Annotated in this window: 3 rRNA genes and 2 pseudogenes (1 of these 5 running past the window's edge); all 5 read left to right on the top strand. The window is 42.4% G+C overall.

From position 1 onward, the window contains the following. Positions 1 to 374 (top strand): 16S ribosomal RNA (locus B9Y54_RS02630) (it extends 1,184 nt beyond the left edge of the window). A gap of 195 nt (positions 375 to 569) precedes the next feature. Further along, positions 570 to 3,490: ribosomal RNA gene (locus B9Y54_RS02625) — 23S ribosomal RNA — on the top strand. 89 nt (positions 3,491 to 3,579) lie between these two features. Further along, positions 3,580 to 3,695 (top strand): 5S ribosomal RNA (gene rrf, locus B9Y54_RS02620). The 16S, 23S and 5S rRNA genes sit together here, the layout of an rRNA operon. Before the next feature lie 533 nt (positions 3,696 to 4,228). Then, positions 4,229 to 5,512: pseudogene (gene ltrA, locus B9Y54_RS02610) on the top strand (group II intron reverse transcriptase/maturase). A gap of 447 nt (positions 5,513 to 5,959) precedes the next feature. Further along, positions 5,960 to 7,060: pseudogene (locus B9Y54_RS13020) on the top strand (IS4 family transposase). The last annotated feature ends 440 nt before the right edge of the window (positions 7,061 to 7,500 follow it).

Genomic DNA, 7,500 nt, shown 5'->3' with positions numbered 1-7,500 from the left:
ACCGGAGGAAGGTGGGGATGACGTCAAATCATCATGCCCCTTATGACCTGGGCTACACACGTGCTACAATGGATGGTACAACGAGTCGCAAGATCGCGAGGTCAAGCTAATCTCTTAAAGCCATTCTCAGTTCGGATTGCAGGCTGCAACTCGCCTGCATGAAGCCGGAATCGCTAGTAATCGCGGATCAGAACGCCGCGGTGAATACGTTCCCGGGTCTTGTACACACCGCCCGTCACACCACGAGAGTTTGTAACACCCGAAGTCGGTGAGGTAACCCTTTTGGGAGCCAGCCGCCTAAGGTGGGATAGATAATTGGGGTGAAGTCGTAACAAGGTAGCCGTATCGGAAGGTGCGGCTGGATCACCTCCTTTCTAAGGATATAACGGAACCGTCACAGTTGTTTTACTTTGTTTAGTTTTGAGAGGTCTAATCTTCTCAGAAAGTAAGTAGTTGTTCTTTGAAAACTGGATAGTGTTTAACATGTAAGAAAAGCAAGAAAACATCGCGTTTTATTTTTTAATGTATTTCTTCACCTTAGGGTGAATGGAATAGTTAACATGACCATAGGTTAAGTTAATAAGGGCGCACGGTGGATGCCTTGGCACTAGGAGCCGAAGAAGGACGGGACTAACGCCGATATGCTTTGGGGAGCTGTAAGTAAGCTTTGATCCAGAGATTTCCGAATGGGGAAACCCAACACTCTTTATCGGGTGTTACTATTGACTGAATACATAGGTCAATAGAGGTAGACGCAGAGAACTGAAACATCTAAGTACCTGCAGGAAGAGAAAGAAAAATCGATTCCCTGAGTAGCGGCGAGCGAAACGGGAATAGCCCAAACCAGAAAGCTTGCTTTCTGGGGTTGTAGGACTGAACACATAGAGTCATAAATGAACGAAGTAGGAGAAGCGACCTGGAAAGGTCCGCCGAAGAGGGTAAAAGCCCCGTAACTGAAACTTCGTTCACTCTGATCAGTATCCTGAGTACGGCGGAACACGAGAAATTCCGTCGGAATCCGGGAGGACCATCTCCCAAGGCTAAATACTCCCTAGTGACCGATAGTGAACCAGTACCGTGAGGGAAAGGTGAAAAGAACCCCGGAAGGGGAGTGAAACAGCACCTGAAACCGTGTGCTTACAAGTAGTTAGAGCCCGTTAATGGGTGATAGCGTGCCTTTTGTAGAATGAACCGGCGAGTTACGATCCCATGCGAGGTTAAGTTGATGAGACGGAGCCGTAGCGAAAGCGAGTCTGAATAGGGCGAATGAGTATGTGGTCGTAGACCCGAAACCAAGTGATCTACCCATGTCCAGGTTGAAGGTGCGGTAATACGCACTGGAGGACCGAACCCACGTATGTTGAAAAATGCGGGGATGAGGTGTGGGTAGCGGAGAAATTCCAATCGAACTTGGAGATAGCTGGTTCTCTCCGAAATAGCTTTAGGGCTAGCCTCGGAATTAGAATCATGGAGGTAGAGCAACTGTTTGGACTAGGGGCCCTTCTCGGGTTACCGAATTCAGATAAACTCCGAATGCCATTGATTTATATCCGGGAGTCAGACTACGAGTGATAAGATCCGTAGTCGAGAGGGAAACAGCCCAGACCACCAGCTAAGGTCCCAAAGTTTATGTTAAGTGGAAAAGGATGTGGGGTTGCTTAGACAACTAGGATGTTGGCTCAGAAGCAGCCATCATTTAAAGAGTGCGTAATAGCTCACTAGTCGAGTGACCCTGCGCCGAAAATTTACCGGGGCTAAACATAACACCGAAGCTGTGGATAGAACTTAGGTTCTATGGTAGGAGAGCGTTCTAAGGGCGTCGAAGCTAGACCGTGAGGACTGGTGGAGCGCTTAGAAGTGAGAATGCCGGTATGAGTAGCGAAAGACGGGTGAGAATCCCGTCCACCGAATGACTAAGGTTTCCTGGGGAAGGCTCGTCCTCCCAGGGTTAGTCGGGACCTAAGTCGAGGCCGATAGGCGTAGACGATGGACAACAGGTTGAGATTCCTGTACCAGTTTGTTTTGTTTGAACAATGGAGGGACACAGTAGGCTAAGGAATACGCACTGTTGGATATGTGCGTCCAAGCAACAAGTCTTGAGGTGAGTCAAATGCTTGCCTCTATTAAGGACAAGTTGTGATGGGGAGAGAAATTAAGTATCGAAGTTCCCGATGTCACACTGTCAAGAAAAGCTTCTAGTTAGAAACAATCTGCCCGTACCGCAAACCGACACAGGTAGTCGAGGAGAGAATCCTAAGGTGTGCGAGCGAACTCTCGTTAAGGAACTCGGCAAAATGACCCCGTAACTTCGGGAGAAGGGGTGCTGACCATTTGGTCAGCCGCAGTGAATAGGCCCAAGCAACTGTTTATCAAAAACACAGGTCTCTGCTAAATCGAAAGATGACGTATAGGGGCTGACGCCTGCCCGGTGCTGGAAGGTTAAGAGGATGGGTTAGCTCTCGAGCGAAGCTCAGAATTGAAGCCCCAGTAAACGGCGGCCGTAACTATAACGGTCCTAAGGTAGCGAAATTCCTTGTCGGGTAAGTTCCGACCCGCACGAAAGGCGTAATGATTTGGGCACTGTCTCAACGAGAGACTCGGTGAAATTATAGTACCTGTGAAGATGCAGGTTACCCGCGACAGGACGGAAAGACCCCATGGAGCTTTACTGCAGTTTGATATTGAGTGTTTGTACAGCTTGTACAGGATAGGTAGGAGCCTATGAAGCCAGGACGCTAGTCTTGGTGGAGGCAATGGTGGGATACTACCCTTGCTGTATGACCACTCTAACCCTCAGCCATGATCTGGCTGGGAGACAGTGTCTGACGGGCAGTTTGACTGGGGCGGTCGCCTCCTAAAGTGTAACGGAGGCGCCCAAAGGTTCCCTCAGAATGGTTGGAAATCATTCGTAGAGTGTAAAGGCAGAAGGGAGCTTGACTGCGAGACCTACAAGTCGAGCAGGGACGAAAGTCGGGCTTAGTGATCCGGTGGTTCCGTATGGAAGGGCCATCGCTCAACGGATAAAAGCTACCCTGGGGATAACAGGCTTATCTCCCCCAAGAGTCCACATCGACGGGGAGGTTTGGCACCTCGATGTCGGCTCATCGCATCCTGGGGCTGTAGTCGGTCCCAAGGGTTGGGCTGTTCGCCCATTAAAGCGGTACGCGAGCTGGGTTCAGAACGTCGTGAGACAGTTCGGTCCCTATCCGTCGCGGGCGCAGGAAATTTGAGAGGAGCTGTCCTTAGTACGAGAGGACCGGGATGGACACACCGCTGGTGTACCAGTTGTTCTGCCAAGAGCATCGCTGGGTAGCTATGTGTGGACGGGATAAACGCTGAAAGCATCTAAGCGTGAAGCCCCCCTCAAGATGAGATTTCCCATCACGTAAGTGAGTAAGACCCCTGAGAGATGATCAGGTAGATAGGTTGGAAGTGGAAGTACAGCGATGTATGGAGCGGACCAATACTAATCGGTCGAGGACTTAACCATTTTTAAACGATGAAGAAACGGTTTTATTGTCTTATAGTTAAACACTACCCAGTTTTGAGAGAACAACGTTCTCTTATAGCTAAAAGATGTGTGGTGGCGATGGCAAGAAGGTCACACCTGTTCCCATGCCGAACACAGTAGTTAAGCTTCTTAGCGCCGATGGTAGTGAAGGGTTTCCCTTTGTGAGAGTAGGACGCTGCCGCGCATCTTTAAAAAAGTATCATCTTCGGATGGTGCTTTTTTTTGTTCGCCCAGCATGGGCAAACTCTAACAGGTGAAAGTCCTGAGTGCGACCGATTAGCGGTAAGCATGTAGCTAAAAGCAAGGGTGTCCACCGTGAGGTGGAATCTGAAGGAAGCTCGAGGCAAATCTCTGGTCTGACGAACAGAAATCATATAGGACGCAGTGCCGAGGATAAGGTTGCAAAAGAAGCTGAAGTCCAATAGCTAATGTATCAATCGTGTGATGTAGATATGGCAGATAGATGGAGAGAAAGAGTTCGCACCTTAACTGGGGAGGTCTTCTGTTCTTATTTCAAAAACTTGTAGTGATACAAGCCTGAGACAGGAGAAGTCAGCAGAAGCCGTAGTAGTGAAGACAGCTAGTGAAAGTTAGACAGAGCGAAGGGCTGAACCGTTTTATCGTTATGGAAATCAATATTGGAAGAGGAAATAGACCGCTGGTCAAAAGACGAGAAAGTGGATACCGACTTCACGAGAAGGAAAGGAAATAACAAACATGTATGAAAGGAAAATCCTTGAGCGTATCTTAGATAAAGAGAATTTGACTGTAGCATTCGAACAAGTAAGACGAAATAAAGGTGTCGCAGGTGTGGATGGCATGACAATTGATGAGCTAGGAATATATTTTCTTCGAAACAAAGAAGAAGTTATGGCTCAGATTCGTCAAAGAAACTACCAAACCTCACCCGTTCTTCGAGTGGAGATTCCTAAACCAAATGGTGGTGTTCGTTTACTAGGAATCCCGACAGTTAAAGACCGTATGATTCAACAAGCCATTGCACAAGTATTGACTCCCTTATTCGATAAAGGTTTTAGTAACTATAGTTACGGTTTTCGACCAAACAGGCAAGCTGAAATGGCAATTAATCAGGCGTTAGTGTACTTCAATGAAGGATATGACTGGATTGTTGATATCGATCTTGAACGTTTCTTTGATACGGTGCAACATGACCGATTGATGAATTTAGTCTCTAGAACAATCTCCGATGGAGATGTAATTTCGCTGATTCGTAAATTTCTTGTCAGTGGAGTACAAGTTAATGGGATTATTCAAGATACTAGCATTGGAACTCCGTAAGGAGGGAACCTTTCACCGCTATTGAGCAATATCATGCTTAATGAACTTGATAAGGAACTGGAAAAACGAAACCTCCGTTTCGTTCGTTACGCTGATGATTGTATCATTATGGTTAAGAGTGAAATGTCAGCGAGAAGAGTGATGCGTTCCGTTACAAAATTTATCGAAGAAAAGTTAGGATTGATTGTCAATAGTACAAAATCTAAGATTATGAAGCTAAATAATCCAGAAATGAAATTTTTAGGATTCGGTTTTTACCGAGATTTTAATAAGAAAACCTATCAAGCGAAACCACATAAAATCTCAGTAGAAAACTTTCGATATAAACTTAAAGTACTTACACGTAAGAATTGGAGTATTGATACGAAATATCAAGTGGAACGACTGAATCAAGTGATTCGAGGGTGGATAAACTACTATAAAATAGGTTCAATGAAAAGCATTTTAAAGAAAATTGACTCTCATTTGAGAGTCCGTCTCAGAATGTGTATTTGGCATAAATGGAAAACAGCTAAGAATCGGCGAAAGAACTTAATAAAATTAGGGATGGACAAATACAGTGCCTATAAAAATAGTCACACTAGTAAGGGTGTCGTACGTATTGCCTATTCTTGGATTTTAACAACGACTATCACAAACAAGAGACTTGCCCAATTTGGCTTAGTCTCTTGTGTAGAGTATTACGATAAAATACATGTTTAGTATAAAATGGAACCGCCGTATACCGAACGGTACGTACGGTGGTGTGAGAGGTCGGAGCCGTGAGGCTCCTCCTACTCGATCGTTTTTTATTAATTATAATTTCGAGTTTTATAATATATAACATTAGTAGGTTTTTACTCACTAACGTCATTTATTTAAGTGGTCTATAAAAAGGAAATTAGTGAGTTCTACTATAGAATAATAGCGACTAAAATTTTATAATTAGAAGAAAATCACTTATTTACTTCAAATAATAGGTTGAAAGTACTAAATAGTTAAAATAAAAATAGCTATCTCAATGATAACTATGTTAAATAGAATTAGTCACTAGTAATACACGAAACATTAAATATTTTATAAATCTATTTGTATTATTCTAATAGGCAAAAAAGTCCTTTATACTGAACTCGGATGATTCATCCAAGACCAATAAAAAGGACCAAACTCATGGATAAGTATAAAACAAATTCTGCTTTTAATAAATGGTTTTCTTCCATTAAGTTAGATTGTTTACCAAGCCCTATTCAAAAAAATTTGATTTTGATAAATACCATAAGAAACTTAGTTTCTTTCGAGCTCTTCAACTTTTTCTTCATGGGATCAATGACGAAAAAGAAAGTCTTAGAGAGATGGATGCGGCCTTCGTTTCGAAAGAACGTCAAAAAGAAATGGGCATGACTAGTATCGGTTATTCCCAGATCTCTAGAACATTCTCAAAAATAGATCCAGAGATTCTTTTAGCCATTTTTAGTCAGCTGGTCAGTCAGACTAAAATAAAAGGCTCGTAACGAAACGAAATGGTCTCTACCTAATTGATTCTTTGACGTTTTCACTTAACCAAAATCTTTACTAATGGGCTGATTTTCGTAAAACAAAATTAGGAATTAAGCTTCATTTAAAACTCTGCTTTATGGATAATGAGCCTCTTTACCCAGATGAATTTACACTGACTAACGCCGCCGAGCACGATACAAATCAGTTAGAAGTATTGGTTAATCAACCTAAAGCGACTGATGTGTTTGATCACGGATACCTTGATTTTAAACGTTTAGACACGATGCACTGGCGGGGCTACTTCTTTGTGACAAGAATCAAAAAGAATGCAAAAGTTCTTGTTTTAGAACCATTAGTAGCTTCCAAGAGTGATTCCGTTATTAGCGACCAAATGGTCTCATTAGGTGCTCAGAACCATCTAACTTCCAGATTTCGTTTAGTAGTCGTTCAAGGTAAAAAGGGGAAAACTCTCGAGTTTGTTACAAATCGTTTTGACTGCCCCTCTACTGGCAGTGCAGAAATGTATCAAGCACTTTAGCAAATAGAACGGTCCTTCAAGCTTATTAAGCAACATATGACGATTAAAAAGTTTTTTCGAGAAGTAAAAAAGGGGTTGTCAATCAACTAGTTTAAGCCATGATCGCCAGTTTATTAACCTATTTGATTAAGTTGAAAATAAAAAGTAAACAGTTTGTTTTTTAAATCAAACGATTTTTTCGTTATCTGTTATTTCAACTGGCAGAAGAATGGTTTAACCTTTTGATACCCACTTAGATCTTTAAAGAAAGGGTGTCAGTCGGTAATGGAATCAGTTGAATAAGCAAAATTTTCTGGAAATAGTCATCTTTTGCGTAAGCACTCCCTTTTTTTGCCTTTTTTCAGAAAAATAAGAAATTAGGTCAATCAAACTATGTTTATGCAACACTAATAATAATTAATATAAAAGTAAATCTATTGAAGGTATACTAACTTATGTACTATTTAATGTATCCTAAACGAACAATTATCGACTAGGATAACTCTCTTTATTGAGATAAGTCTTAACTGTCACACGTTAGATTGCTGATATGTTGTATATAGTCTATATAACGTATTTGTTGATGAAAGAATAAAGATAAGTTTAAATATACAACAGCCAGTTAACTAGTATTTAAATACTGATATAAAAACTAATAATACTCTAGGTAGTTTGCCCATTAGAGATGGTAGAACGA

It is taken from the genome of Carnobacterium iners, assembly GCF_900177385.1.
Classification (GTDB): Bacteria; Bacillota; Bacilli; order Lactobacillales; family Carnobacteriaceae; genus Carnobacterium_A; species Carnobacterium_A iners.
Note: the sequence above shows the minus strand (reverse complement) of the source record. Positions and strands in the feature narration are given on the sequence as shown.